Raw genomic sequence first — 25,501 nt, 5'->3', positions numbered from 1 at the left:
ACCGCCCCCGATTGCCCTCGCCCAAAGCGCACGTTATGCTCCCTGCATGATGCGCGCTGTTTTCCTTTTCCTCGCCCTCTCGGCCTGTGCCCAATTCCCCGAAGTGGATGCGGCCGCGCCGACCCATTTGCCGACGCCATCGCTGTTGCCCACCGATCAACTGATCGCAGGTGTCGATCAGAGCACCCCCGCCGATCCTTTGGCAGGCCCGGTGTCCGGTCTGAAGGCCCGCGCTGCCGCCCTGCGCGCGCAAACCGCCAGCCAATAGCCCGCCCAAAACCTGCCAGACTCAATCCTGCCAGCCTTCAATCCTTGCCAGCCTCTCGTTGCACCCCGGCGCACCATCGGCTAACACCCGCTCAAGCAATCTGAAACGGAGTCCGCCCATGTCCGCCGCGCCCCTCTCTGCCAAACCCCTGCGTATCGGTCTGGCTGGTCTTGGCACCGTCGGCATCGGCGTGGTGAAAATCGTCCAGCAACACGCCGACCAGATCGCCCTGCGCACCGGACGCGCCGTGCAGATCACCGCCGTTTCCGCCCGCGACAAATCAAAAAACCGCGACGCCGATCTCTCCGCCTATGCGTGGGAGGTTGACCCGATAGCCCTTGCCAAACGCGACGACATTGATGTGTTTGTCGAAGTGATGGGCGGCCACGAAGGCGCCGCCAAACTGGCGACCGAGGCTGCAATCGCCGCAGGCAAAGACGTGGTTTCCGCCAACAAGGCCCTGCTCGCCCACCACGGCCAAGCCCTCGCGCTTGCTGCCGAAGCCGCAGGTCGGGTTATCCGGTTTGAAGCCGCCGTCGCAGGGGGCATCCCGGTGATCAAGGCCCTGACCGAAGGCTTGGCAGGAAACCAGATCAAACGCGTCATGGGCGTGATGAATGGCTCTTGCAACTACATCCTGACCCGCATGCAAAACGAGGGTCTGTCCTACGCCGAAGTGTTCGACGCCGCCCAGCAGCTTGGATATCTGGAGGCTGATCCGAACCTCGACGTCGGCGGCATTGACGCGGGCCACAAACTTTCCCTGCTCGCCGCTATCGCCTTTGGCACCCAAGTCAGCTTTGATGCGGTCGAACTGGAAGGCATCGGGGCCATTTCCATCGACGACATCAACCTTGCCGCCGATATGGGCTACCGCATCAAACTTTTGGGCGTCGCCCAGATGACGGGACGGGGCTTGGAACAACGCATGACCCCCTGCTTGGTGCCCGCCGACAGCCCGCTTGGGCAGTTGCAAGGCGGCACCAACATGGTGGTGCTGGAAGGCGATTCCGTTGGCCAGATCGTGCTGCGCGGCCCCGGCGCGGGCATGGGGCCGACCGCCAGCGCCGTGATGTCTGATGTGCTGGATATTGCGCGCGGCCTGCGCCTGCCGACCTTCGGCCAACCGGCGTCCACGCTGGCGCTGCCGCAAGCCGCACGCTCCTCTACCCCGGCGGGCTATTACCTGCGCATGACCCTGCTCGACAAACCCGGCGCTTTGGCGAAAATCGCCACCTGTCTGGGTGAGGCTGGCGTCTCGATTGACCAGATGCGCCAGTATGATCACGAAGGCGACAAGGCCACCGTGCTGATCGTCACCCACAAAGCCACCCGCGCCGATATTGACCACGCGACGGGCCGCTTTGCCGCAACTGGCGTGATGGTTGGCGACCCCGTGGCCTTGCGGATCGAGGAAGTCTGACCCCGATTCGACAGGCTTGGTTAACGGCCTGACAGCCCGTAGCGCGTATGGCCGTTTCCCAGACGCTATATGGCCGCTTTCCATACGACCCAAAACCGCCGAATTCGTCAAATTAACGCAGCGCGCCCAATGTGTTAGCGCCACCATCCTTGCCGCCTGCCGCAGCCCCGGCTAGACGAAACAAAACGCCCCTCTTCCCGCAAGGATACCCCATGGCCGATGTCACCGAATTTCAAGACCGCCTGCTGTCGCTCGGCCTCGCCCGAGTGTCCGAAGCCGCAGCCCTCGCCTCGGCCAAGCTGATCGGACGCGGCGACGAGAAAGCGGCAGATCAGGCGGCGGTCAATGCGATGCGTGACCAGTTGAATTTGCTGGATATTGCCGGCGTTGTGGTGATCGGCGAGGGCGAGCGGGACGAGGCTCCGATGCTCTATATCGGCGAAGAGGTCGGCACCGGCAACGGCCCGGCGGTGGACATCGCGCTCGATCCTTTGGAAGGCACCACGCTTACCGCGAAAGACATGCCCAACGCGCTGACCGTGATTGCGATGGCCCCGCGCGGCACCCTGCTGCACGCCCCCGATGTCTATATGGAAAAACTCGCCATCGGCCCCGGCTACGCCCCCCACACCGTCACCCTAGACATGCCCCCAGCCACCCGCGTCCGCGCCCTCGCCCGCGCCAAAGGTGTCGCCGCAGATGAGATCACCGTCTGCATCCTTGAACGCCCGCGGCACGAGGATCTGATCGCCGAAGTCCGCTCCACCGGGGCTGCGATCCGCCTGATCACCGATGGCGATGTGGCAGGCGTAATCCATTGTGCGGAAAGCGAAATTACCGGCATCGATATGTATATGGGATCGGGTGGCGCCCCCGAAGGCGTGCTGGCCGCAAGTGCTTTGAAATGTATGGGCGGCCAGATTTACGGCAAGCTTTTGTTCCGCAACGACGATGAAAAAGCCCGCGCCTACAAGGCTGGTATCACCGATCTGAACCGNTGGGCGGCCAGATTTACGGCAAGCTTTTGTTCCGCAACGACGATGAAAAAGCCCGCGCCTACTTTTTTAATGATACGGCGACCACCGAGATCTACACCCGCGATGAGATGGTCACCGCCGACGTGATCTTTGCGGCCACAGGCGTCACCCAAGGCTCGATCCTGCAAGGCATCAAGATCGAGCCGGGCTGGATCACGACCGAAACCATCCTGATGCGCTCCAAAACCGGATCGGTCCGCCGGATGATCTACAAAAGCCCGATGAAGTAACGCGCAATCCGATCTCTGACCCGGAAAACCTGCACGGAATTTATCAAATTCCGCCTTGCTCCCAATCGTTGGGTCAGGCACACCAAGCCATGTCCCAACGCGCCTTTCTCTCGGTTGAATCCTCGCTGACCCAGCGCCGCTGGATCGGCCCCAGTGACGAGTCTGAACGTCTGGCCGAGGCGATGGCGCAGCTGACCCGCCTGCCCCTCGCCCTCTGCGCGACGCTGGTTTCGCGCGGTGTCACCCCGCAAGATGCCCCGGCTTTTCTTGCGCCACAGCTGCGCGATCTGCTGCCTGATCCGTTGAAACTGCGCGATATGGCCCGCGCGGCTGCCCGCTTTCTGCATGCCGTCAAAACCCGGCAACGCATTGCAATCTTTGCAGATTATGATGTAGATGGCGGCTCTTCTGCCGCACTTCTGATCATCTGGCTACGCGCGATGGGTGCGACAGCCACGCTCTATATTCCCGACCGCATCGACGAAGGCTATGGCCCAAACGTCCCCGCCATGGCCGAATTGGGGGGCAAACACGACCTGATCCTCTGCGTCGATTGCGGCACCCTCAGCCATGATCCTATCGCCGCTGCGGGCTGTGATGTTGTGGTGCTGGATCACCATTTGGGCGCGGAAACCCTGCCGCCCGCCTATGCCGTGGTGAACCCCAACCGTCAGGACGAAGACGGTGATCTCGGCCATCTTTGCGCGGCCTCGGTTGTGTTCCTGATGCTGGTCGAAGCCAATCGGCAACTGCGCGCTGAGAACGTGCAAGGCCCTGATCTGATGTCACTTCTTGATCTGGTCTCTCTTGCCACCGTGGCTGACGTGGCCCCGCTGATCGGCGTTAACCGTGCCTTTGTGCGTCAGGGGCTAAAGGTGATGGCACGGCGCGAACGTGTCGGCCTGCGCGCCCTCGCCGATATCGCCCGGATGGATCAGGCCCCGACGCCCTATGCTTTAGGGTTCCTGCTTGGCCCCCGCATCAACGCAGGCGGTCGCATCGGCCAAGCCGATCTTGGCGCGCGCCTGCTTTCGACAGACAGCCCAAGCGAAGCCGCCGCCTTGGCCGAACGCCTCGACCTGCTTAACTCTGAGCGCCGCGATATCGAATCCCGCGTCCGCGAAGAGGCCCTTGCCCAAGCCGAAATGCGGGGTTTTGACGCGCCACTGGTCTGGGCAGCTGGCGATGGCTGGCACTCCGGCGTGGTCGGCATTGTGGCCGCCCGTTTGAAAGAGGCCAGCCACCGCCCCGCCGTGGTGATCGGCTTTGACGGAAATGAGGGTAAAGGCTCCGCCCGCTCGGTCTCGGGCGTTGATCTCGGGGCGGCGATTCACCGTCTTGCGTCCGAAGGGCTGCTGCTGAAAGGCGGCGGGCACAAGATGGCCGCAGGTCTTACCGTTGCCCGCGACAAGCTGGAGGCCGCGATGGAGCGGCTTTCTGAACTGCTTGCCAAACAGGGGGCCGGAACAGGCGGCCGCGAGGATCTGCGCATCGACAGCCTGCTGATGCCCACCGCCGCAACCCCCGAATTTGTCGAGCAAATCGACGCCGCTGGCCCCTTCGGCGCATCGGCCCCCGCCCCGCGCTTTGCCTTCGCTGCAACCCCCGTCACAACCCGCCGCGTTGGCGACAAACATCTGAAAATTTCATTCGGCGACAGTATGGGCGCGCGATTGGAAGGCATCGCTTTCGGCGCATTTGACACCGATCTTGGCCCCGCTTTGGAAAACGCGGGCCATCAACAGTTTCATCTGGCGGGACGACTAGAGTTGAACACATGGGGCGGCAAAACCCGTGTGCAATTTCGTCTGGAAGATGCGGCAAAAGCGTGATTTTTCCTCTTGCGAAGCGCGAAATCAGGCCTTAAATACCGCCCTCAGTGGCCCGTTCGTCTATCGGTTAGGACATCTGGTTTTCAACCAGGCAAGAGGGGTTCGACTCCCCTACGGGCTGCCACTTCTTTCCAACACCAAGATATCGCTGATAAATTTCAGCCCCCTTGCGCCGCGCTGCCACCCGGCTATTCTGCCCGTCGAATTTACTTGATGGGTGCCAAACGTGTTGACCAAATCCTTGACTGCATTGCTCTTTTCACTGGCTTTGGCCTCTCCGGCACTGGCCGCGACCTGTGGCGATACCTCTGCCGGATTTGAAGGCTGGAAAACCGATATGGCGCGCGAGGCCAAGGCCGAAGGTATCGGCAAAGCGGGCATCGCGGCATTGATGGGGGCAAGCTATTCCAAAGCCACGATCAGCGCCGACCGCAACCAGAAAAGCTTTAAATACACGCTGCAAAAGTTCCTTTCGGTCCGTGGTGCCGATGCGATCATCTCGCAGGGTCGCGCACGCGAGAAAAAGAATCGCGATTTCTACGCAGGGCTGGAGGCACAATATGGGGTGCCTGCGGGCGTCTTGCTGGCCATTCATGGCATGGAAACGGGCTTTGGCAATTTTATGGGCGATACCAATGTCGTCTCGGCCATCGCCACGCTGACCTATGATTGCCGCCGCACGGATTTCTTCCGGCCGCATCTTTTGGGCGCGCTGGTGCTGGTTGATCGCGGATCGATCAGCTCAAAATCCATCGGTGCGAAACATGGCGAGCTGGGTCACACTCAATTCTTGCCCGGCAACGCGCTGACTTACGGTCAAGATGGCAACGGCGATGGCCGGGTTGATCTGGCGAACCTGAGCGATGCGATGGCCACAACCGCAAATTACCTGCGCCAAAAAGGTTGGCAGCCCGGCAAAGGCTATCAAGAGGGCGAGCCGAACTTCGCCGTGATCAAAGAATGGAACGCTGCGACGGTGTATCAGCAAGCGATTGCGCTGATGGCTGCAAAAATCGACAGCTAAGGCGCTTTTCCCCTCTTGATCCTTGCGCGCCAACCCCTTAGGAGAAGCCGCAGTGGCCCGTTCGTCTATCGGTTAGGACATCTGGTTTTCAACCAGGCAAGAGGGGTTCGACTCCCCTACGGGCTGCCACTTTCAAAATTTTTACCAATGATCATTGCGGGTTAGCGCGACGCCTTGCGCGATTTGCCTTGCTTTCAAACCTGCGGAAATCACGCTACTTTGGGTCATATTCCCTAGCTGGGTGGCGCAAATGGATCGGCTGATTTCGGAACGTATGTTCGTCACCGTGCTGGAAACCGGCAGCTTCGCCGCTGCGGCGCTGCGGCTGGGGACAAGCTCGGGCCAAGCCTCGAAACTGGTATCAAAGCTTGAAGCTGATCTCGGCGTGCGGCTGTTGCACCGCACCACGCGCGCTTTGGCCGCGACAGAGGCTGGGCAGGCCTATTTCGACCGTTTGCGTGGGCTTTTGGATGAATTTGACGCGCTGGACACCCAAACCCGCAACGCCGCTTTGCTGCCACGCGGCAAAATCCGGCTGTCCGCGCCGCTCAGTTTCGGCACGATTCGGCTTGCCCCCAGCCTTGCCGAATTTGCCAAAGCCTACCCCGATATAGCCTTGGATGTGCATTTCTCGGATCGTCTGGTGAACCTTGTCGATGAAGGTTTCGATATGGCGATTCGCGTCGGCAAACCCGGCGATACCACGTTGATCGCGCGGAAACTTTGCACCTCGCAGCTGATCGTCGCGGCGTCTCCTGCCTATCTGGCAGAACATGGTCATCCGAAAACCCCGCATGATCTGAGCCAGCACGCCTGCCTGATCGACACCAACTACCGCGAGCCGCACCGCTGGACATTCGCGCAGAATGAGCGGGTTGCGGTATCAGGGCGGCTGACGTTTTCAAACGCGTCCGCCTGCATGAGCGCTGCAGAAGCGGGGCTTGGCATTGCCTCCTCCCCCGATTTTGTGCTCGCCGATAGCCTAAGGGCGGGGCGCTTGATCCGCTTGCTTGCCGCGTTTGCGGAACCGCCGATGGGGGTCTTTGCGATCTATCCCTCGGGCCGCCATCTGGCACTGAAGATGCGGGTGCTGATTGATTTTCTGGCGCTTAACCTTGCGCAATTCGTGCCAAAAGGGATGGAATGATCTTCCAGACGGCATGATTATCAACAATACGGGAATGAACCATATTGCCATCATCACGCAATTCCACAGGATGATCGCCATGACCGCGCTACCCAGCCAAACCAGCCGCCCCGACCTTGCAGCCCTGATCCTGCGCGTCGCCTTGGGCATTTTGTTTCTTGCCCATGGCGGCTTGAAGTTGTTCGTTTTCACCCCCGCAGGCACCGCTGGCTTTTTCCAAAGCCTTGGCCTGCCCGGCCCGCTTGCTTACCTCATCATCGCGCTCGAAATCTTGGGCGGCATCGCTTTGATTGCAGGCTACCGCACCCGCATTGTCTCGCTTGTGCTGATCCCGGTGCTGCTCGGCGCGATTGTCACCGTGCATTTCGCCGCTGGTTTCTTCTTTTCCAACGCCAATGGCGGCTGGGAATTTCCAGCGTTCTGGATCGTGGCCCTTGTGGTGCAAGCCTTGCTCGGCGACGGTGCTGCATCGCTTGGCCGTAAACTGACCTGAACCTGATCAACGGAGAATCAACATGTCCACCGCATCAGCCCCTATGGAAATCGGCCGCGTCGCCCTTGTGGTGAATGACATCGGGCTGGTCGGTTCCTTTTACAAACAAGCACTTGGCTTGGCCGAGCTTTCAAATGACGGCGAAACCATGCGGCTGGGTGCGGGCAGCACCACCTTGCTGGAGTTGCGCGCGGACAAAGCCGCCCGCCGCCGCAACCCGCAAGAAGCCGGGCTGTTTCACACCGCCTTTCTGCTGCCCAGCCGCGCTGATCTGGGTGCTTGGTTGCTGCATGCCTCTGACTCGCGTCTCCCGCTGGAAGGCGCGTCCGATCATCTTGTCAGCGAGGCAATCTATCTGTCCGACCCAGAGGGCAACGGCATTGAAGTCTACATCGACCGCCCACGCAGTGGCTGGAAAACCCGCAATGGCCAAATTCAGATGGCCACCAACGGGCTTGATCTGAACGATCTTGCCGCAGCCGCCAAAGCCCCGTTCACCCAAGCCCCCGAGGGCACGGTGATCGGCCATGTCCATCTGCAGACCGGATCGGTCCCCGAGGCCGAGGCGTTCTACAGCGGCGATCTGGGCTTTGCGATCTCGACCCATTATCCCGGCGCTGCGTTCTACGGATCGGGCGGCTATCATCATCACCTTGCCACCAACACCTGGAACAGCCGCGGGGCGAGCCTTCGCAAATTTCCCTCAACCGGACTGGCCGATCTGCAAATTCTGGTGGATGCCGAACCACTTGCTGCCCTGCGCGCCAAACTGCCCGCCGCGCTGAGCGATCCGTGGGGCACCCCGATCACTCTATCCCCAAAGGCGGCATAGCATGCTTGTCGATGGCAAATGGACGGAAAACTGGCAGCCGGTGCAAGCGAAAGACGCAGCGGGAGGCTTCGTGCGCCAGCAATCCACCTTCCGCAACTGGGTCACCGCTGATGGATCGTCCGGCTTCAAGGCCGAGGCTGGGCGCTATCATCTTTACGTGGCCCTGATCTGCCCTTGGGCGTCCCGCACGCTTATGGCGCGCAAAATCAAAGGCTTGGAACAAGCAATCACTGTTTCAGTGGTCGAACCCGCCTTGACCGACCAAGGCTGGCGCTTTGGCACCTACCCCGGCAGCACGCCCGACCATCTGCACAACGCCACCTATATGCACGAAATCTACACCCGCGCCGATCCGCATGTTTCGGGCCGCGCCACCGTGCCGGTTTTGTGGGACAAACACACCGACAGCCTTGTAAACAACGAATCCGCAGACATTCTGCGGATGCTGAACGCGGGCTTTGGCAGCCTTGCCTCTGGCCCCGATCTTTATCCCGAAGCCCTGCGCGCCGAAATTGACGCGCTGAACGATGCGATTTACCCAAATCTGAACAACGGTGTCTATCGCGCCGGATTTGCAACCACGCAAACCGCCTATGAAACAGCCTTTGCCGATGTGTTCGCCAGCCTTGGTGACCTCGAATCTCGCCTGTCCGACAGCCGCCTATACCTGCATGGCGATGCGTTGACCGAGACCGATATCCGCGCCTTTGTCACCCTGATCCGCTTTGATGCGGCCTATCACGGCCTGTTCAAAACCAACCTGAAGCGCATTGCAGATTATCCGCATCTGCAAGCCTACATGCTGCGCATCCTCGGGCTGCCGGGTGTGCGCGAGACGGTCAGCATCGACCATATCAAACACGGCTATTATTCGATCAAAACCCTCAATCCGCTGGGGCTTGTGCCGCTGGGCCCAGCGCTCGGCTGGGATCAGCCCGGCTAAGCCAATCAGGCTGAAATAGTAACCACATCTATCGTCGCTGCGTATCCACGGGATAGGCGGTGCCGTATTTCATCCGCTCCATCACGAAATGCGAGGTGAAGTTCTTGATCGCCACCGCATCGGTCAACCGCTTGTAAAGTGCATCAAAATCGGCGGTATCGCCCACGGAAATCCGCATCAGATAGTCCATCTCGCCGGCCATCCGGTAAACTTCCATGATCTCGGGGATGGCCTCGGTCGCCTTCATAAACGCCTCACGCCATTCGGCGGAATGATCCACGGCTTCGACCTCGACAAATACCGTCAGCCCGAATCCCAGCCGCGCCGGGTCCACCATCGCCACCCGCCCAGTGACGATTCCCGTCGCCTCCAGCCGCTGAATCCGCTTCCAGCACGGCGTCTGCGACAGCCCCACCCGGTCGGCAATCTGCGCCACCGGCAGCGTGGCATCCTGCATCAACGCGGCAACAATCTTGCGATCAATCTGGTCAAGCTCGGCCATAACGGCTCCCCTTCTGGTTCTACATTCAGGATGAGGCAAAAATTCTAAATGTCTACCATGTTTATCGTGATATTTTCCAAAACTCATCTAAGCCTTTGCAATAAATAGATTAATTTCTAAATTTCTCCAAAAACCCACCCTAACCCATTGAAAAGATGTGCAAGAGAATATCCTTCTACAATCACGACCAAAAAGAGCGTTATTTTTCTGTTGCCAAACACGATCAACTCTGTCGTTATTAAGGGTATCGACATACTCGATCCCAAAGGAGACCAAAATGTTCGCAGCACCCCAATCAGCTTTCCGCAACGCGGCGCCGATGTCCTGCGCCTACCAAGTCTCGTTGATCGACCGCCGCACAGGCCGCGCCCACCGCGTTGCTGGCAGCCCGTTGGTCCGCTTCACCCGCGATCCGCAATCTGCGGTGCAAGAACTGCTCGATGGCCGCGACGCCCGCTTGTGGGAAGCCCGCATCGAGCCGTTGGACGCCTACGCAAGATGAGCCCGATCCTTGGATTGATCCCCGCCCTTCCCTTTCCGGCCAAGCGCCACCCGATATTGCAGGAGACCACCATGCTCACCACCGTAACCGTCGCAGGCAGCATCACCGCCCAAGGCACCATCACCCATCGCCATGACGATGGCCGCGTCACTGTCACCACCGGCGAGCGCGAATTCACTGGCTTTCCGGTGCGCGAAAACTGGCTGGGCAAGGCAACATTGATCGCGCTTTCGGCATTGTATCTGACTTTCAGCGCAGCGCAGGATGCCCGCGCCGAAACCCTGCTGAACGTCAGCTACGACCCAACGCGCGAGCTGTATAAAGATCTGAACGCCGCCTTCATCGAAAGCTACACCGCCGCAGGCAACCCCGCCCCGACGATTGAGGCCAGCCATGGCGGTTCAGGCGCCCAAGCCCGCGCCGTGATCGAAGGCCTTGATGCGCAAGTCGTCACCCTCGCCCTTGCCGCTGACATCGACAAAATCGCCAAAGAGGGCAAATTGCCCGCCGATTGGCAGTCGAAACTGCCGCACAATTCCTCGCCCTACACCTCCACAATCGTGTTTCTGGTGCGTGAGGGAAACCCCAAGGGCATCAAGGATTGGGGCGATCTGATCAAGGATGATATAGAGGTGATCACGCCAAACCCGAAAACCTCGGGCGGTGCGCGCTGGAACTATCTGGCCGGCTGGGCATGGGCGGAAAAGAACGGCACCGATCCGCAGGCCTATGTGAAAGCGCTGTTTGAACACGTCCCCGTGCTCGACAAAGGTGCGCGCGATGCCACCACCACCTTCGCCCAGCGCGGCATCGGTGATGTGCTGCTGGCTTGGGAGAACGAGGCCTATCTGGCCCAAAAGGAACTTGGCGAAGATCAATTCGACATCGTCGTGCCTTCGGTGTCCATCCTAGCCGAGCCCCCCGTCGCCTTGGTCGAAGCCAACATCCACAATGACGATCAGCGCAAACTGGCCGAGGCTTATCTGAACTTCCTCTATACCCCCGAAGCGCAAGCCATTATCTTCAAAGACTTCTACCGTGGCTGGGATACCTCCAAGGCCGATCCTGCAGATGTCGCACGCTTCCCAAAGCTTGATCTGGTCGACATCACCCATTTCGGCGGCTGGTCCAAGGCCCAGAAAGACCACTTCGCAGACGGCGGCATCTTCGACCAGATCTATACCGCGCAGTAACCCGATGCGCCCGCTGATCAACCGCTCCCCGCTTCCCGGCATGGCACTTAGTGCCGGGATCACCCTAACCCTGTTATCTCTGGTGGTTCTCCTCCCCATTGGCGCCCTTCTCTTGAGGGGCGCCAACGCCGGTCTGCCAACCTTGTGGACCGAGGTGAACACCCCCCGCATCTGGGGCGCGCTTTACCTGTCGTTCCGCCTGTCCTTCATCGCCGCGCTGATCAACCTTGTGTTCGGCGTCGCCCTCGCATGGGTCTTGGTGCGCTACCGCTTTCCCGGCCGCCGCCTTTTGGACGCCGCCGTTGATCTGCCCTTCGCGCTGCCCACCGCCGTCGCAGGCATCGCACTAACTGCCCTCTACGCCCCGAACGGCGCATTCGGCTCCATCGCCCGCGACCTCGGCTTCAAGATCGCCTACACGCAATGGGGCATCCTGATCGCCCTGATTTTCGTCGGCCTGCCGTTTGTGACCCGCACTGTGCAGCCCGTGGTCGAGGAAATCGAGCGCGAGGTCGAAGAAGCCTCCGCCACCCTCGGGGCCACCCGCGCCTACACCCTGCGCCGCGTGGTTCTACCGATGCTGACCCCCGCCGCCCTGACCGGCTTCGCGCTCTCCCTCGCCCGCGCCGTCGGTGAATACGGCTCGGTCATCTTCATTGCGGGCAACATCCCCTTGAAAACCGAGATCGCCCCCCTGCTGATCGTGATCAAGTTGGAAGAGTTCAACTACACCGGGGCCACCGCCATCGGCATCGCCATGCTGTTGATTTCCTTCGCAATGCTCTTGCTGATCAACGCCATCCAAGTCTTCAGCCGCCGGAGGATTGGCTATGTCTGACACACCTCACATTCAAAACCGCCACCGCCCTGTCACCACCGAAACCCCCGCCTTTCGCGCAGCCCTGATCTTGGTGGTCGTGCTGTTCCTCGCCCTGCTGCTGTTCGCCCCCCTCGTCGCCGTCTTTGCCGAGGCGCTGTCGAAGGGCACGGTTGAAGCCGTCAAATCGCTCGCCAATCCCGAGGCCGCTTCAGCCATCAAACTGACCCTGATCGTCGCAGCCGTCGCCGTGCCACTGAACGCCATTTTCGGCATCGCGGCCGCATGGTTCATCACCAAATACGATTTCCGCGGCAAAGCCCTGCTGATTACGCTGATCGACCTGCCGTTTTCCGTCTCACCCGTCGTAGCAGGCCTCTGCCTTGTGCTGACCTTTGGCGCCAACACCGCCGTTGGTGGCTGGTTGGTCGCCCAAGGCTACCCGATCGTCTTCGCTCTGCCCTCGATCATCCTCGCCTCGATGTTCGTGACCTTCCCCTTCGTCGCCCGCGAATTGATCCCGGTGATGATCGAGCAGGGCCGCGCCGAGGAAGAAGCCGCCCTCACCCTCGGCGCGTCTGGCTGGCGCATTTTCTTCACCGTCACCCTGCCCAACATCCGCTGGGCGTTGCTGTATGGCGTCCTTCTCTGCAACGCCCGCGCCATGGGGGAATTTGGCGCAGTCGCCGTGGTTTCCGGCAAGATACGCGGCCAGACCGCCACCATGCCGATCACGATTGAGATGCTGTATAACGAATACCTCTCGGTCGCGGCCTTCAGCCTTGCCGCTGTGCTGGCGCTGCTGGCGCTGCTGACCCTCACCCTGAAAACTCTGCTTGAATGGCGCTTTGCCGATCAGCTTGCCGCAGCCCATCGCCCGTGAAAGGCCAAGCCATGCAAATCGAAATTGACCATATTTCCAAAGAGTTCGGCAGCACCGCAGCCCTGCATCCCGTCTCGCTGTCCATCCCTTCCGGGGCGCTGGTCGCCCTGCTTGGTCCATCAGGTTCCGGCAAAACCACGCTGCTGCGCATCTTGGGCGGGCTTGAATTCCCCACCGCAGGCCGGGTGCTGTTTGACGCAGCCGACGCCACCAACATGACCGTGCAAGACCGCCGCGCCGGCTTCGTGTTTCAATCCTATGCCCTGTTCCGCCACATGACGGTGTTTGAAAATATCGCCTACGGCCTGCGCGCCCGCTCCCGCGCCCAGCGCCCCGCAAAAGCCGAAATCGCCCGCCGCGTCACCAAATTGCTCGAACTGATCCAACTGCCCGATATCGGTGCGCGCTATCCCAGCCAGTTGTCGGGTGGCCAGCGCCAGCGCGTCGCCCTCGCCCGCGCCTTGGCGATCGAACCCCGCATGCTGTTGCTGGACGAGCCGTTCGGCGCACTTGACGCCCGCGTGCGCAAGGAACTGCGTGCGGGTCTGCGCGAGATCCACGATACCACCGGCCTCACCACCGTGTTCGTCACCCATGATCAGGACGAAGCGATGGAGTTGGCCGATCTGGTCGTCGTGATGTCTATGGGCCGGATCGAGCAAATCGGCCGCCCGCAAGATATCCGCGCCCGTCCAGCCACGGCCTTTGTCAAAGAATTTCTGGCGGTCTGACCGCCAGAAATTCTCACGCCGACAAAAGATCATCCCCCTTGGTCGCGTGAAACTGCGCCTGCCCGCGCCCCGCCCGTTTTGAGGCATAAAGTGCCGCATCCGCATCGTTTAACATCCGCTCACCATCGGGCGGATCGTAAAGCGTTGAAATCGTCAGCCCAATAGAGGCCGAAATCCGGCAAGCGCGGCCGTCAAAATCAATCGGTTGCATCAAACGATCAATGATCCGCCGCGCGATTTGCTGCAAACGCGCAGGGTCGGAAAGCCCCGGCAACAACACCACAAACTCATCACCGCCAACCCGCGCCACGATATCTGATGTCCGGGTTTCCTCGACCAACGCCTTGGCCACTTCGCGCAGCACCAGATCGCCCGCCGCATGGCCCATGGTGTCATTGACCTGCTTGAAGTAATCCAGATCAATATGCATCAGGCCAAAGGCCAAACCCTGCCCGATCAGCGCGGGCAGCGCGACATCCAGCGCGCGCCGGTTGCGCAACCCGGTCAGCGTGTCGGTCAGCGCCTGTTCTTCTGCGGTCGCCTTCGCACCCTGCAAACGCAGGTTCAGCCGCCTGAGTTCGGTCATCACCGCTTGCTTGACCTCAACCAGATACAGCATTTCGACCGCCATATCGGTCGCGGCAAAATCGGCATCGGTCAGCGAGTGTTGGCGCACGGCGTCAATCAAACGAATGCCAAACGACAGGTTCAACAGCAGCCCGCCGTCAGCCGTCGGCACCGCAAGCCCCCGAAATGTATCGCCTTTTCCGCGCAGATCGACATGCAACCTGACCCCCGCCCGCGCCCGCAAATCCTCCATCGAGGTGATGCCCGCAGGTCTGCGTACCGCAAACACCTTCAGAAATGCCACGCCTATCGGGCTTGGCCCCTCAATCAGCTTGGCCAGCGTCGGCCCTATCGAGTTGATCTTGCCCCCTGCCGTCAGCCCGATATGCATCGGCATCATCCGCGAAAGCGCAGCTTTGGTTAATGTTGCGCCGGGCACTGCTTAGCCCCCCGGCATGGCGAGTTCAAACCGCCGTCCTTCGGCATAGGCATGGTCCAGCAGATGCACCGAAACCACCTCGCGCCCAGCCTCGACCCCGCCATGCTCCAGCACCACCAGCGCGCCATAATCATCCGCCATCGCGCGCAAAAGCCCGACCGTCACATGCCCGACGCCGTCGATCAGTTGCGACACATGCAGCAAAAACCGTCCCTCGCCCTGATCGGTCAGGGTAAAATCGGGCACTTCCAGATCTGGCAGGCCCAACCGACCATGTTCCGGCAGATCTTCCATCGAGTGCAGAAAATCCAGAAAACTGACCCCGCCAAAGCGCAACAGCCGCCGCAACGCCTCAAGGTTCGGATGTGAGACCAGATAGGTGCCCAAATCCTCCAACACAGTTTCGCGCGGGCGTTGCAAATAGCCCGCCGCCGCCGCGATAACCTGTTCGGTCAGCCCGGTGTCATAGATCAGAAGCGGTTCAAAATTGTCAAAGCCAAGCCCCGCCGCGCCCGAAATCGCCGACCAACTGGCATTGCCATAGGTGTCGCGCAGAAAACACTGGATCGAGCGGTTGATCAGGCCGTGCATCGGTAAACTCACCATTTGATTCGCCCCCAAGTTTAGGGGCTTGGCATTAACAATTACCAAACCGCGCTGGCAGCTTTGCGCGCAACCCCAAAGTTTTCGCATCGAACCCCTTGGGCAGAAAAACGTAAAAGGCCCGCGCGATGTGTCGCGCGGGCCCAGATAACCTCTTGTCAAAGCTTAGAAATCAGTTGGTGCGCCACCCTCTTGCTTGCGCTTGGCGACGAATTGGCGCAGCGCCTCTTGGTGATCGCCATTCATCGCTGGCGGCTCAAATTCTGCAATAATCTGTTTATAGATGCGGTGCGCGCGCTCGACCGTCCAGACCGAACCATCCTGCTGCCACGCCTCATAGTTCCGCCAATCCGACACGATCGGCGCATAAAACGCGGTCGCATAGCGATCCTGAGTGTGCTGGCAGCCAAAGTAATGCCCACCAGGGCCGACGCCTTTGATCGCCTCGAACGCCAGATCGTCCGGGGTTGTCGCAACGACCGACTCTTCAAAATAGCGCTGGATCATCTGCAAAACTTCGCAGTCCATGATGAACTTCTCGGGGCTTGCAATCAGCCCTCCCTCAAGCCAACCCGCTGAATGATAGACCATATTGGTGCGCGACTGCACCGCCGCCCACAACGAATTCGAGGTTTCCCACATCGCCTGACCGTCCGGCACATTCGCCGCGCAGGTGCCAGAAGAGCGCATCGGCAGCTTGTAATAGCGCACCAGTTGCCCGGTCATTTGCGTCGCGCGCATGTATTCCGGGGTGCCAAACGCGGGTGCCCCGGATTTCATATCGACGTTGCTGGTAAAAGTGCCCAAAGCCACCGGGCAGCCCGGATTGATGTATTGCAGCAAAGCGACCGCTGCGAGACCTTCAGCCAGCGACAAGGACACCGCGCCCGACATCGTGACAGGGGCCATCGCCCCCGCCAGGGTAAACGGCGTGATCACCACGGGCTGGCCGCGTTTCGCCAACCGCATCGCCCCGTCCAGCATCGGGTAATCATGCTGCAACGGCGAGACAGAGTTGATGTTGGTGTACATCCGGGGCTTGGCGTCGAATTCCTCGTGGCTCAGACCGCCCGCAAGCCGGGTCATCTCCATCACATCCTCGACCCGCTCGGCGCCCAAGCTGTAGGCATGCACGACCTTGTCCGTCAGCGTCAGTTTTTCGTAAAGGCAATCCAGATGCCGCACGCTTGCATGGATATCCACGGGCTCAACCGGATAGCCGCCCGCGATATGGATGCAGTTGAAATACTGCGTCAACTTCATGAATTCTTTGAAGGTTTCAAAATCTCCGGTGCGCTTGCCACGCTCCAGATCCCAAGCGTTCGGCGGGCTCGACACATTGACGAACAGCATGTGCTTGCCGCCCATGATCAGCTCGCGCTCGGGGTTGCGCGGGGTGATGGTAAAGCTTTCCGGCGCATGGGAAAGCATCTCCATCACGAAATCTTCGTCCATTTTCACATTGGTGCCGTTGACCACACAGCCCGCCTGCTTGAGATAGGCCACGGCTTCCGGGTTCAGAAATTCGATGCCTATTTCCTTCAGAATCCGCATCGTCGCCTTATGCACCGCCTGCACGCCATCTTCGTCCAGCGGTTCAATCGGGCGATCCGGGTTGACCGGGATCCGCCATGGCATCTGATCAATCACCGCCGAGCCCGCGCGGCTTTTGTTGCCCGCCCGGCCTCCGGCACGGCTGCGTTTGCGGTTTGCGTCATCGCTCATCTGGCGTCTCCATTCCCTGCGACCAGACCTATGGCCACTGCTGGAGTGCAAGATGAACGAAACACACGCGATTGGCGCACCACGTTTGCGACGAAAATGCGTCGTTTTTACCCGACGGGCCGCTTAAGCCGCCGCCAAACCGTCAATCCATTCCGCCAAACCGCTGATATTGGCCAACACCACATCCGCATGTGGGGCCAGATCGCCCCGCGTTGCAATGCCAGTCAATACCGCCACCGCCTTCATCCCCGCCGCGCGTCCGGCATCCAGATCATGCAAACTGTCGCCCACCATCGCCACGCGCGCAGGCGTCAAACCACAATGCGCAACAAAGCCCAGCAACTGTCCCGGTGCAGGCTTGCCGCCATAGCCGGAATCGCAACCGACGACAAAATCGAACAACTCCAACACCCCCGCGCCCGCCAGATGCCGCCGCGCAGGAACCTCGGTGTCGTTGGTCGCAAGCCCCAGCTTCAGCCCGCGCGCCTTCAGCGCCCCCAGCACGGCGGGCAAATCCACCGCTGGCACCATCGGCGCATCGGCGGCCAACTGGTTCATCCGCGCAAGCAGAGTGTCCAACGCCATCCCCGGCAGATGCGGCAACAAAATGTCGGCAATCTCGGGCGTGGTCATTGCGATCACAGGGCTGTCGGGTGCAAAATCATTCCGCGCGCCATCATAGCCCAGCACCCGCGCAAGCAGGCCATCGCTGTCGCCTAACTCGGCCAGCAAGGCCCGTGTCCACGCCCCCCAAGACAGCCGGAAGTCAAACAACGTGCCATCTTTGTCGAAAATCAGCGCTTCAATCATTGCGTCCCCCATCATGCCCGCACCCTGCCGCGCCAAAAGCGAAAACGCAATCAGGTCCAGTGCTGCAGACTGCCGCCCGGCAATTCCTGCCGCGCCTGCATGACAGCCGTGTAAGGCAGCGCACTGGCATCGCAAAATCCGATCACCCGCGCGTCATCTTCCAGCAGAAAATCCAGCACAGCGCCCAGAAACACCGGATCAGCCGCAAGCGCGGCCAATTCGCCCTGCCCGGCGCCCGTCGCGTTAAGAAACACCCCGACCAGATCATCCTGACCCAAAAGCCAGGAAAACGCCTGCAATGCCAGAGTCTCAGCAGATTCCCGCCTATTCATGCCCTGTTTCCTTGGGTTTTACGCCGCATCTGCGGAAAAACGCAGCCGATGTGTGCCAGTTTAGAAAGGATTTCTTAACCCTTTTGTAAGCAAACTGTAACCAACGTTAACACGCAGCTTACCACTATCTTTGTTCCCGAATTCTACCCAATGCCCCGCCCCTCTGAACTTAAATGGCCCATCTCTGCGGGCTTAACCCATAAGGCAGGCGTTTCCGCCATGATCGGCAAGATACTCATTGTTGACGATGTTGCGACAAACCGCATCGTCCTGAAGGTCAAGCTGGCAGCCGCCGGATATACGCCGCTGGTCGCCAGCACTGGCCAAAACTGCCTTGCGCTGGCCTTGGCGGAATCGCCCGATCTGATCCTGCTTGATCTGAACCTGCCCGATATGTCGGGCCTGCAGGTGCTGGAACGTCTGCGCGCCGAACCGGGCCTGCGGCATGTTCCGGTGATCATGGTCTCGGCTAACCTTGAAACGCAGGCGCGCTGTGCGGCCTTCCGCGCCGGTGCGGATGACTTCTTGCTCAAACCTCTGGATGATCAGACCCTGCTTGCCCGCATCCGCAGCTTTATGCGCGCCCGCGATCTGGTCGACAGCTACGCCCCGCATCAGGGCGGCATTGCGCTGTTGGGTCTGGCAGAGGCGCAGGCCAGCTTTGAGCTGCCCGGCATCATCGCCCTGATCACCGCGCGCCCCGATCATGCGCTGAAACTGCGGCGCGAGATTGCGCCACATTTGTCTGACCGCCTGCTGACACTGACCCCGGAAGAGGCGATGGCCGAAGGCAGCCACCCCGGTGCGACGCCGGATGTGTTCTTGATCGAATCCGATTTCAACGGACCGGGCAGCGGTTTGCGGCTGATGTCGGAATTGCGCAGCCGCACCCACACCCGCAATGCCGCTTTTGCGGTGCAATCCAGCCAAGGCTGCAGCACGGGGGCCGCAGTCGCCTTTGATCTGGGTGCGCATGACATGATCACCCACAGCATCACGCCCGAAGAACTGGCGCTGCGCCTCGCACGTCTGCTCTATCGCAAGCGCGAGGCTGATGGCCTGCGCGCCTCGGTGCAGGATGGCTTAAGGCTGGCTGTGACCGACAGCCTGACCGGGTTGCACAACCGCCGCTATGGCATGGCACAGCTGGCAGCGATTGCCGAAGTGTCGCGCCGCTCGGGCCTGGATTACGCAGTGATGGTGGTGGACCTTGATCGCTTCAAATCGGTCAATGACCGCTGGGGCCATAGCGCAGGCGATGCCGTCCTGATCGAGGTGGCCGACCGGCTAAGCCGCAATCTGCGCAACGGCGATTTGCTGGCGCGGATTGGCGGCGAAGAATTTCTGATTGCCCTGCCCCAAACCAGCCTGAACGACGCCCGCACCATTGCCGAGCGGCTGTGCCACGCCGTCGAAGAAACCCCGGTGCGGCTGGGCGGCCACGTCAGCTTGCACGTCACCGTGTCAATCGGGCTTGCCGCGTCAATGGATGCAACCGCGCAGGCGGGAAAAGACAGCGTCGCCGACCTGATTGATCGCGCCGACCGCGCCCTGCTTTACGCCAAATCCGCAGGCCGCAACCAAGTCACCATCAGCCGCACCGCCGCCTAAGGCCCGGTGCAGCCTGAAATCCAGTGCTGCGTAAAATCTTAACGGCTGGTCTTGGCAAACCAAAAAGCCGGGCCGCACCAGCGTCCCGAACCAACCAACCGCCCCAAATTCTCAGGCCCAAAATTCTTGAGAAACGCCACGCCCGTTACGGCTTTGGCCCGCCCTTTTCCTTAACGTCTTTCTGCAAATGCGCCTCCAGCCGGTCGGCAAAAGCCAACCGTGCCTCGGGGGTCATCGCCACCAGCAGATCGCGCATCAGCCCTTGGCCAACCTCGATCCGCCCGGTCATCCGCAGCCTTTGCGCCTCCATCACCGCCGAGACTTGCGCCGGATCAAACGGCAAGGCCCGCAGCGCTGCCAGCAAATTCCGCGCATCCTGCCCCGCCTCTTGCCGCGCCTGCCGCATCTCGGGCATCCGCGCCAACAGCGCTTTGCGCAACGCCTTGCGATCCTCGTGGCTCAGCGCCTCATTGAACGGACCAAAGCCGATTTCGCGCGGCCCGCGCTCGTGCTCTTTCAGGAAAGAGCCCGCAAACATCCCCGCTACCGCCAGATTAAGCGCCACCGACACTGCCAGCGCGATCCGCAATCCCCGCCCCGGCGCTTTGACAACCGCAGTTTTAGGGGCCTCGGCTTGACTGGCCTCACTCTCGCGCATCACCTATTCCTCCGCCAAAAGCGCATCCAGCTGCGGGATCATTTCAACCTGATCCACCGAAGCCTGCGCCCACAAATCCGCAACCGAGCCCAACCCATCCGGCTGCACAAAGCCCAAAAACAACCCCGCCACCGCAGCCGAGCCTACGCCCACCAAAGACCCCGCACCGCCAAACAGCGCCGCCAAACTGGCCAGCCAGCCAACCCGCCGCACCTGCGCCACAGCGACCACAGGCCGAACCTGCCGGGAAACCGCCTGCTCGGCCACAGCATCCGCCAAGACCCGCGCCATCAACCCATCCGACGGCTGCATCCTGACCGCCTGCGCACTGGCAAAAAGATCGTCCAGATTATCCATCATTCAGCCCCTTCATAGCCCAGCTCGACCCGCTGCCCTGACAAAATCGCAGCCAATGCCCGCTTGCCCCGCGCCGTCAAACTTTCCACCGCTTCCACCCCGATCTGCAAAATCTCTGCAATCTCGGGGTTGCTCAGACCTTCGATATGCCGCAACACCACCGCCTCGCGTTGCCGCTCTGGCAGCAAGGCCAAGGCGGCATCCAAAGCCGCGATCCGGTCGGCCTCGATCATGCCCGCAACCACACCCGCCGCACCATCGGCAGGCTCGGCCACATCATCCAGCGCCTCGGCCCGCCTGCGCCTGCGCGCGCGCAAGCGATCAGTGCACAGATTGACCACCACCCGATACGCCCAGGTGGATACCTTGGCCTCGCCCTGCCGCCAGTCCGGCGCCACCTTCCACAGCCGCAACATCGCCTCTTGCGCGACATCCTCGGCCTCGGTCCGGTCGCTTAACATCCGCCCGGCAAAACCCAGAACCTTCGGCACCAGCCGCTTGGACAGCAGGCGTGCGGCATCCGGGTCTCCATTGGCATAGAGCACCACCAACGCCTCGTCGGCCAAATCTGCAAGGGTATCGCGTGGCATCATCATCCTGCTATCGGCTTACCCGGCTTGCTCCGGGCTGGCAATCTTTGCGTAAACCAACGGCCTCAGCCAACCGGACGCCCAAGCAGTTGCCTGCCCGGGCGCCCAGATCGGACCGATCAGTTGGCCGGATCGTCACCAGCCGGACCAGCATCGGGGCCGCCGTCGGGGCCATCATCCGGCCCGCCCATGTCATCTTCCATCGGCGGTTTGTGCTTGCCACCATGCTTGCCCTTGCCATGCTTGCCGTGGCGCTCGTGCATCGCCTTCATCGCGGCATCAACCTCGTCTTGCGTCACAAAGCCGTCGCTGTTGGCATCCACCCGATCAAACATCTGCTCTGGTCCCGGACGCACCGCCAACTCGGCCGCACTCAGCAAACCATCGCCATCGCTGTCCATCCGCTTGACCATCTCGGCAGAGCGTTCGTTGATCCGCTTGGTTGCTGCCGCGATCCGCGGAGCCGCCATTTCCTCGGCAGAAAGTTTGCCATCGGCATTGGCGTCAATCGACTTGACCTTGTCAGCGCGGTACGCGTCGATCTCGGCCTTGCTGACCTTGCCATCCTTGTCGGTATCAAATTGGGTGATATCGAACGGGCCAGGCGGTTTTGGCGGCTTGGCGTCCTGCGCATAAGCCGCAACCCCCATCAAAGCCACCGCCACAATCAGCGCCGAGCCTGCCAGCTTGGCCTTGTCGGCGTTTTTCGCTTTGGTCACCAAAGTGCTCTTGATCATCATGTTCTCCTCAATCTCACCAACAGTCTGTGCTGTGGTGTTCATGTCAGAGTAAACGCCGCAGCTTCCGGTTTCCGTCGCAAGTTTTTTGGCGCAAATTTTTTTGGCACAAGTTTTTCGGCGCGAGTTCTTTGGCACAACTCTTCTGCCCACCCCGCAAACCCCAGCAACAGCCAGCGTTGCGACAAAGCAGCACCCCCCTAGCATCCCCCCTCAACTTCCGCGATCAGATCGTCTATATGATAAGGACGCAATCAGGATAATCCGATGACTGACGCCGCCCTGCACCTTGCCCCTGACAATGACGCACAAGCCACCCCTGTGGCCGAGCGTCCCATCTGGCCAGCTTTGCGCCGGGGTTGGGCACGCCGCTGCCCGTGCTGCGGCGCAGGTCCGCTGCTGAAAGGCTATCTCAAAGTCCGCGAAAGCTGCCCGGTGTGCAGCGAGGATTTCACCGCCCAGCGTGCCGATGACGGCCCTGCTTACCTGACCATCCTGATCGTCGGGCATCTGATGGCACCAATCCTGATGTTTGTGTTCGTGAAATACCGCCCCGAGCCGATCACCCTGATCACAATGTTCTCGATCTTCACCGTGGCGCTGTCGCTCTACCTGCTGCCCCGCCTGAAAGGCGCGCTGGTGGCACTGCAATGGGCCAACCGCATGCACGGCTTCGCCCGCCCCGGCCCCAAAGAAGCCTGATCTCAAAAGGGTGCATGATCACACGCACCCCACCGCCCAAACCCAACCGTTACACTACCTGCGCCCCTGACCTCGCACCCAAAAATCCGCTGGCGTTCCACCGCCCGCCGCGCTCAACTGGCGCATCGCATCCTGATGCGGCACAGTCCCTCGCAAGGCCAAACCCGACATGACCGACGCAATCCGCCCCGCCGCCACCATTGTGCTATGGCGGCCCGCCGCAGCCGCAACAGACACCAATACCACCCCGGGGTTTGAGGTTCTGATGGGCCAGCGCGGCCATGCCGCAGCCTTCATGCCATCGAAGTATGTGTTTCCCGGAGGTGGCGTTGATGCCGATGATGCCACCACAACCCTGCCCGGCCTGACGCCAGACTGCGCCCACCGTCTGACGCTGCAATGCACGCCCGACGCCCCAAGCCCCGGCACCATCGCCGCCGCCGCCCTGCGCGAACTGGCCGAGGAAACCGGCCTCACCCTGCCAAACCCCGCACCCGGCACCCTGCGTTTCATCTTCCGCGCCATCACCCCACCGGGCCGCACCCGCCGCTTTGACGCGCGCTTCTTCCTCGCCTCTGCCGCCACCGCCAGCGGCGACACCGCGCATTTCGCCGCTACATTGACCGAGCTTTCGCACCTGCACTGGATCAACCTGACCCAAGCCCGCGCTTTGGATTTGCCCTTCATAACCGAGGTGGTCCTCGCCGAAGTCACCGCCTTGCTCAACGGCCAACCGCAGCCCGGCGTGCCGTTCTTCGACAACTCCGGCCCGGTGCCAACCTTCCGCAGGCTGTGAAAAGCGCCCGTTGGGCAACCAGATTTTGGTCATCCTCTCTGCTAAAATATCCCCGCCGGAGGCTTACGCGGTTGTCGGCGGATGCCTCCGGCGGGAGTATTTTAGAAAGAGCAAATCCCAGAAAGGTTAAAGTTTCCTAAACGTGGATTCATAACCGTTTGAAATAAAGCCATAATAAACGGTCCCGAGTTGGGACCACCCCAAATCACCCCAACCAAGCCTTCACCCGCGCCGCAAAATCATCGCCCCGCACCTCAAAGTTCGGATACTGATCAAACGAGGCCGCCGCCGGGGCCAGCAAAACCACCTCCCCCGCCACAGCCTCCTCAGCCGCCCTCAAAACCGCCCGCTCCATCGTCTCACAGATCTCATGGGGCGTGTCGCCCAATTCCAGCGCAAAATCCCGCGCCGAATGGCCGATCAGATAGGCTTTCACCACCGATCCCAGATGCGGCAGCAATCTCGAAATCCCACCCTCTTTGCCCATCCCCCCCGCAATCCAGCGGATCTTGGGGAACGCCTGCAAAGCCTTTTCCGCCGCATCGACATTGGTGGCCTTGCTGTCATTGATGAAACGCACCCCGGCCTTTTCCCCCACCAGCTGACTGCGATGCGGCAATCCGGCAAAAGATTGAAACGCCGCCTCGATCAGTTTCGGCCCGATCCCCAAAGACCGACAAGCCGCATAGGCCGCGCAGGCATTTTGATGATTATGCGCCCCCGGCAAGCCCACCACCTCGCGCAGATCAATCGAGGCCACCTGCTTGCCGCGCCGCCATTCGGCCAGAAACCCCTTGCGGGCAAACACCGCCCAGCCGAACTGCTCCAGCTTCTGCCCCGAAGAAATCCGGATCACCCGATCATCCTGCGGCCCCTCTGACAGCTGATTGGCCAGAAACCGCCCCTCAACCTCATCCACCCCGATCACCGCACGATCTGGCCCACCTTCGGCAAACAGCCGCCGTTTCGCCGCGAAATAGCCGCCCATGCCAGCGTGGCGGTCCAGATGATCCGGCGACAGATTGGTGAACACCGCCACATCCGGCGTCAGGCTGCGGGCGAGGTCGGTTTGATAGGAGGACAACTCCAGCACCACGACCTCGCCATCCTGCGCGGGCTCGATATCCAGCACGCCACGGCCGATGTTTCCGGCCATCTGGGTGGCACGGCCCGCCACGTCCAGAATGTGATGGATCAGCGCCGTGGTGGTGGATTTGCCGTTCGATCCGGTGACGCAGATCACGCGCGGAGTGATGTCGAAATCGTCCCACTCTGGCCCGGCAAAGCTGCGAAAGAACAGACCGATATCGTTATCCAGCGGCACGCCTGCTTCTAGCGCCCGCGCGATCACTTTGTTGGGGGTGGGATAAAGATGCGGGATACCGGGCGAGGTGATCAGCGCCGCCACCCCGTCAAACGCGCCCGCACGGGTCAGATCGGTGCAGATGAAACCCTCGGCCTCGGCCTTGGCGCGGGCCTCGGGGCTGTCGTCCCACAGCAGCGCCTCGGCCCCCCCGGCAATCAGAGCGCGGGCGGTGGCAAGGCCCGAGCGGCCCAGCCCCAGCACGGCCAGTTTTTGGCCCTCATAGCCTTTTACGGGAATCATCGCAGCCTCCGGTTTTAACTCGGGCAGACAATGCCCCGAGCCGGGGGGGCGCGGCAAGCGGGCATCGTGTCCACGCGTGGACAGGGTTTCTGTTCATGACTTATCAACGCG

The 25,501-nt window shown here is 61.1% G+C and carries 27 protein-coding genes and 2 tRNA genes; 18 read left to right on the top strand and 11 right to left on the bottom strand.

What is annotated here, in order from left to right; all coding sequences use genetic code 11:
* Window positions 1-46: 46 nt before the first annotated feature.
* The 10 genes from QQJ98_RS09820 to QQJ98_RS09770 all read left to right on the top strand — a co-directional run bounded on the left by QQJ98_RS09820 (window position 47) and on the right by QQJ98_RS09770 (window position 9,229).
* Window positions 47-268, top strand: coding sequence for a hypothetical protein (locus QQJ98_RS09820; protein ID WP_284325152.1), 222 nt, complete (start codon window positions 47-49; stop codon window positions 266-268).
* Window positions 269-386: 118 nt separating this feature from the next.
* Window positions 387-1,691, top strand: a complete 1,305-nt coding sequence (locus tag QQJ98_RS09815; RefSeq protein ID WP_284325151.1) for a homoserine dehydrogenase — start codon at window positions 387-389, stop codon at window positions 1,689-1,691.
* A 1,356-nt stretch (window positions 1,692-3,047) separates the two neighbouring features.
* A complete protein-coding gene (recJ, locus tag QQJ98_RS09805) occupies window positions 3,048-4,790 on the top strand; it encodes a single-stranded-DNA-specific exonuclease RecJ (protein WP_284325150.1) in 1,743 nt (580 codons plus the stop codon).
* Between the two features lie 49 nt (window positions 4,791-4,839).
* Window positions 4,840-4,914: transfer RNA gene (locus QQJ98_RS09800), tRNA-Glu, on the top strand.
* Between the two features lie 105 nt (window positions 4,915-5,019).
* Window positions 5,020-5,814: a lytic murein transglycosylase gene (locus tag QQJ98_RS09795; protein ID WP_431307812.1), complete on the top strand. Its 795-nt coding sequence runs from the start codon at window positions 5,020-5,022 to the stop codon at window positions 5,812-5,814.
* A 54-nt stretch (window positions 5,815-5,868) separates the two neighbouring features.
* Window positions 5,869-5,943, top strand: a tRNA-Glu gene (locus QQJ98_RS09790).
* Between the two features lie 121 nt (window positions 5,944-6,064).
* Window positions 6,065-6,961, top strand: coding sequence for a LysR family transcriptional regulator (locus tag QQJ98_RS09785; protein WP_284325148.1), 897 nt, complete (start codon window positions 6,065-6,067; stop codon window positions 6,959-6,961).
* 79 nt (window positions 6,962-7,040) lie between these two features.
* Entirely contained in the window at window positions 7,041-7,454 is a 414-nt protein-coding gene (locus tag QQJ98_RS09780) for a DoxX family protein (RefSeq protein ID WP_284325147.1), read from the top strand.
* Between the two features lie 22 nt (window positions 7,455-7,476).
* Complete coding sequence (locus QQJ98_RS09775; protein ID WP_284325146.1) at window positions 7,477-8,286, top strand: VOC family protein; 810 nt, start codon at window positions 7,477-7,479, stop codon at window positions 8,284-8,286.
* A gap of 1 nt (window position 8,287) precedes the next feature.
* A complete protein-coding gene (locus tag QQJ98_RS09770) occupies window positions 8,288-9,229 on the top strand; it encodes a glutathione S-transferase family protein (protein WP_284325145.1) in 942 nt (313 codons plus the stop codon).
* Window positions 9,230-9,257: 28 nt separating this feature from the next.
* Here QQJ98_RS09770 and QQJ98_RS09765 read toward each other — a convergent pair whose 3' ends face one another.
* Window positions 9,258-9,731 carry an Lrp/AsnC family transcriptional regulator gene (locus tag QQJ98_RS09765; RefSeq protein ID WP_284325144.1) on the bottom strand — a complete coding sequence of 158 codons (474 nt, stop codon included), beginning with the start codon at window positions 9,729-9,731 and terminating at the stop codon, window positions 9,258-9,260.
* 277 nt (window positions 9,732-10,008) lie between these two features.
* Here QQJ98_RS09765 and QQJ98_RS09760 point away from each other — a divergent pair, with 277 nt between their 5' ends.
* From QQJ98_RS09760 to QQJ98_RS09740, 5 genes are all read left to right on the top strand, one after another.
* Window positions 10,009-10,233, top strand: coding sequence for a hypothetical protein (locus tag QQJ98_RS09760; protein WP_284325143.1), 225 nt, complete (start codon window positions 10,009-10,011; stop codon window positions 10,231-10,233).
* Window positions 10,234-10,304: 71 nt separating this feature from the next.
* The gene (locus QQJ98_RS09755; protein ID WP_284325142.1) at window positions 10,305-11,426 is read left to right on the top strand and encodes a sulfate ABC transporter substrate-binding protein; all 1,122 of its coding nucleotides are present in this window, start codon (window positions 10,305-10,307) and stop codon (window positions 11,424-11,426) included.
* 4 nt (window positions 11,427-11,430) lie between these two features.
* Window positions 11,431-12,264: a sulfate ABC transporter permease subunit CysT gene (gene cysT, locus QQJ98_RS09750; RefSeq protein WP_284325141.1), complete on the top strand. Its 834-nt coding sequence runs from the start codon at window positions 11,431-11,433 to the stop codon at window positions 12,262-12,264.
* Window positions 12,257-13,126 (top strand): sulfate ABC transporter permease subunit CysW, encoded by an 870-nt coding sequence (gene cysW, locus QQJ98_RS09745; RefSeq protein WP_284325140.1) that lies wholly within the window; start codon window positions 12,257-12,259, stop codon window positions 13,124-13,126. The genes cysT and cysW overlap by 8 nt, the downstream gene beginning before the upstream one ends.
* 11 nt (window positions 13,127-13,137) lie before the next feature.
* On the top strand, window positions 13,138-13,857 hold the full coding sequence (locus tag QQJ98_RS09740; protein ID WP_284325139.1) for a sulfate/molybdate ABC transporter ATP-binding protein: 720 nt from the start codon (window positions 13,138-13,140) through the stop codon (window positions 13,855-13,857).
* 13 nt (window positions 13,858-13,870) lie between these two features.
* Here QQJ98_RS09740 and QQJ98_RS09735 read toward each other — a convergent pair whose 3' ends face one another.
* From QQJ98_RS09735 to QQJ98_RS09715, 5 genes are all read right to left on the bottom strand, one after another.
* Window positions 13,871-14,863: a diguanylate cyclase domain-containing protein gene (locus QQJ98_RS09735; RefSeq protein ID WP_348523131.1), complete on the bottom strand. Its 993-nt coding sequence runs from the start codon at window positions 14,861-14,863 to the stop codon at window positions 13,871-13,873.
* Between the two features lie 3 nt (window positions 14,864-14,866).
* The gene (locus QQJ98_RS09730) at window positions 14,867-15,454 is read right to left on the bottom strand and encodes a heme NO-binding domain-containing protein (protein WP_284325579.1); all 588 of its coding nucleotides are present in this window, start codon (window positions 15,452-15,454) and stop codon (window positions 14,867-14,869) included.
* A 177-nt stretch (window positions 15,455-15,631) separates the two neighbouring features.
* On the bottom strand, window positions 15,632-17,191 hold the full coding sequence (locus QQJ98_RS09725) for a trimethylamine methyltransferase family protein (RefSeq protein ID WP_284325138.1): 1,560 nt from the start codon (window positions 17,189-17,191) through the stop codon (window positions 15,632-15,634).
* A gap of 123 nt (window positions 17,192-17,314) precedes the next feature.
* Window positions 17,315-18,001: an HAD family hydrolase gene (locus QQJ98_RS09720; protein WP_284325578.1), complete on the bottom strand. Its 687-nt coding sequence runs from the start codon at window positions 17,999-18,001 to the stop codon at window positions 17,315-17,317.
* A 50-nt stretch (window positions 18,002-18,051) separates the two neighbouring features.
* Window positions 18,052-18,333, bottom strand: a complete 282-nt coding sequence (locus QQJ98_RS09715) for a DUF3572 domain-containing protein (RefSeq protein WP_284325137.1) — start codon at window positions 18,331-18,333, stop codon at window positions 18,052-18,054.
* Window positions 18,334-18,552: 219 nt separating this feature from the next.
* Here QQJ98_RS09715 and QQJ98_RS09710 point away from each other — a divergent pair, with 219 nt between their 5' ends.
* Window positions 18,553-19,944 carry a diguanylate cyclase gene (locus QQJ98_RS09710; RefSeq protein WP_284325136.1) on the top strand — a complete coding sequence of 464 codons (1,392 nt, stop codon included), beginning with the start codon at window positions 18,553-18,555 and terminating at the stop codon, window positions 19,942-19,944.
* Between the two features lie 145 nt (window positions 19,945-20,089).
* Here the strand turns inward: QQJ98_RS09710 and QQJ98_RS09705 are convergent, their stop codons facing one another.
* From QQJ98_RS09705 to QQJ98_RS09690, 4 genes are all read right to left on the bottom strand, one after another.
* Window positions 20,090-20,602, bottom strand: coding sequence for a periplasmic heavy metal sensor (locus QQJ98_RS09705; RefSeq protein WP_284325135.1), 513 nt, complete (start codon window positions 20,600-20,602; stop codon window positions 20,090-20,092).
* 3 nt (window positions 20,603-20,605) lie between these two features.
* Window positions 20,606-20,962, bottom strand: coding sequence for a dihydroorotate dehydrogenase (locus QQJ98_RS09700; protein WP_284325134.1), 357 nt, complete (start codon window positions 20,960-20,962; stop codon window positions 20,606-20,608).
* A complete protein-coding gene (locus QQJ98_RS09695) occupies window positions 20,959-21,555 on the bottom strand; it encodes an RNA polymerase sigma factor (RefSeq protein WP_284325133.1) in 597 nt (198 codons plus the stop codon). Before QQJ98_RS09695 ends, QQJ98_RS09700 begins: the two co-directional genes overlap by 4 nt.
* Before the next feature lie 113 nt (window positions 21,556-21,668).
* Complete coding sequence (locus QQJ98_RS09690; RefSeq protein WP_284325132.1) at window positions 21,669-22,289, bottom strand: EF-hand domain-containing protein; 621 nt, start codon at window positions 22,287-22,289, stop codon at window positions 21,669-21,671.
* A 264-nt stretch (window positions 22,290-22,553) separates the two neighbouring features.
* Here QQJ98_RS09690 and QQJ98_RS09685 point away from each other — a divergent pair, with 264 nt between their 5' ends.
* Window positions 22,554-22,988 carry a DUF983 domain-containing protein gene (locus QQJ98_RS09685; RefSeq protein WP_284325131.1) on the top strand — a complete coding sequence of 145 codons (435 nt, stop codon included), beginning with the start codon at window positions 22,554-22,556 and terminating at the stop codon, window positions 22,986-22,988.
* 169 nt (window positions 22,989-23,157) lie between these two features.
* A complete protein-coding gene (locus tag QQJ98_RS09680; protein WP_284325130.1) occupies window positions 23,158-23,784 on the top strand; it encodes an NUDIX hydrolase in 627 nt (208 codons plus the stop codon).
* 205 nt (window positions 23,785-23,989) lie between these two features.
* On the opposite strand, the gene murD is transcribed toward QQJ98_RS09680, so the two are convergent.
* On the bottom strand, window positions 23,990-25,390 hold the full coding sequence (murD, locus tag QQJ98_RS09675) for a UDP-N-acetylmuramoyl-L-alanine--D-glutamate ligase (protein WP_284325129.1): 1,401 nt from the start codon (window positions 25,388-25,390) through the stop codon (window positions 23,990-23,992).
* Between the last annotated feature and the right edge of the window lie 111 nt (window positions 25,391-25,501).

Origin of the sequence: Cypionkella aquatica (assembly GCF_030161095.1) — a bacterium.
Lineage (GTDB): Bacteria > Pseudomonadota > Alphaproteobacteria > Rhodobacterales > Rhodobacteraceae > Cypionkella > Cypionkella aquatica.
The sequence above is the reverse complement of the archived record's forward strand: the minus strand, read 5'-3'. Positions and strand labels throughout refer to the sequence as shown.